This window comes from Chryseobacterium sp. GP-SGM7 (assembly GCF_049166575.1).
Taxonomy (GTDB): domain Bacteria; phylum Bacteroidota; class Bacteroidia; order Flavobacteriales; family Weeksellaceae; genus Chryseobacterium.
In genome coordinates this window covers 1-1,397 of sequence record NZ_JBMHFF010000014.1, presented here as the reverse complement: position 1 = coordinate 1,397, position 1,397 = coordinate 1, and the positions used below count along the sequence as shown (strand labels likewise).

At 32.2% G+C, this 1,397-nt stretch carries 2 protein-coding genes; one reads left to right on the top strand and one right to left on the bottom strand.

Features of this window, described 5'->3' with window-relative positions; all coding sequences use genetic code 11:
- Window positions 1-955: CHC2 zinc finger domain-containing protein (locus ACOOWA_RS18075; RefSeq protein WP_421377348.1), on the bottom strand; the 955-nt coding region annotated here is incomplete at its 3' end.
- Window positions 956-1,044: 89 nt separating this feature from the next.
- Here ACOOWA_RS18075 and ACOOWA_RS18070 point away from each other — a divergent pair.
- Window positions 1,045-1,397: helix-turn-helix domain-containing protein (locus ACOOWA_RS18070; RefSeq protein WP_421377346.1), on the top strand; the 353-nt coding region annotated here is incomplete at its 3' end.

Below are 1,397 nucleotides of genomic sequence, written 5' to 3'. Positions count from 1 at the left end.
CATTATTAGGAAGTTCGACCGTTGAGACTTTATAATTTTTAAATTCTTCTGCATATTTTTTAACCGCTTCTTTTCCTGCTTTATCCTGGTCAAAACAGAAAATAATTTCTTCTAATTCTTTGAGTTCTTTTATGGCGTTTAAGATTTCTGCGTTCAGTCCGTTCGTTCCAAAACACGCTATAATACTGTAATTGTCTCGTATTTCTTTTATCTGGAGTAAACTTGCACAATCGATTATCGCTTCTGTAAGAATGAGTTTTTTAGTATCTGATTTTGGATAGTTTGGATAGATTCCGAAACGATTCTTCAGATAAAAATGTTTGTTTTTATCATCATTCAACGTACTTCTAAAATATAATCCTGTTACTTCATTCTTTTTATTTCTGAGCGCAAAGCAGATTCCGTATTTTCCAAAAACACTAAATGCTTTTTCTCCTGTTCTCGCAACAATTCCTTTATCTAATAATAATCCAACTTCTAAAGATTGCTTTATTAATTCTTCTGTTTTTCTATTCCCGTGATGGAACTGTCCCGAGTTGTAGCCAATCTCTAAAATAGAATTATCGAGATTTCTCTTTCCTAAATATTCTTTTGCAGGCTTGCTGTTGCTTACTGCATTCCGAAAATATTGGAACATATTGGTAAGAAACTGTTCTTTACTTATTTCTTGATTTCCCGAACTCGGATTTAAAATATCTTCTGCTTTCAAAATTGCTTCGTGCTTTGTACGATTCTCTTTATGCATGATAAAATCTATTACATCAATACTTTTTCCGTGTGTTTTGCAATTAGAACTAAAACAATATGCAGTTTGTGTTTTGTAATACACCTGCATTGATGGTGTTTTATCTTCATGGAACGGACAACACATTTTATTGTTCTTATCAGGTTTTAAACCGTAATAATGCAGAACTGTAGCAATTGATAACTGGGATTTTATTTCGGAGATTTCCATAGAGAAAAGTTTTTGACTTTTATTACAATAGAGCAAAGATATATTAAATTGTATTATTGTACAATATAAAAATACAACACGTTTCAAATATGGAACTATTTGCTAAATTTGTTGTAGTAAAAGTCCATAATATGAACATCGGGGAAAACATCAAAAGAATAAGACTTGCCAAAAGCCTTTCTCAAAAGGAAGTAACCATCAATGCAAGTTTAGATACTGCACAATACAGCCGTATAGAAAATGGCAAAACAGATCCTTCCGTAAATACTTTGGAACGTATCGCAAAAGCAATGGGAATAACACTTGCAGAACTCTTTGCTTCGACCGATGAACTCAAAGAAATTAATTCTTTAGATAAATCTCTGATGGAAAAAGTAGCCTTAATGGAAAGTCTTTCACCCGAAGAAAAACAAACCATCTACACAATGCTCGATGCTTTTAT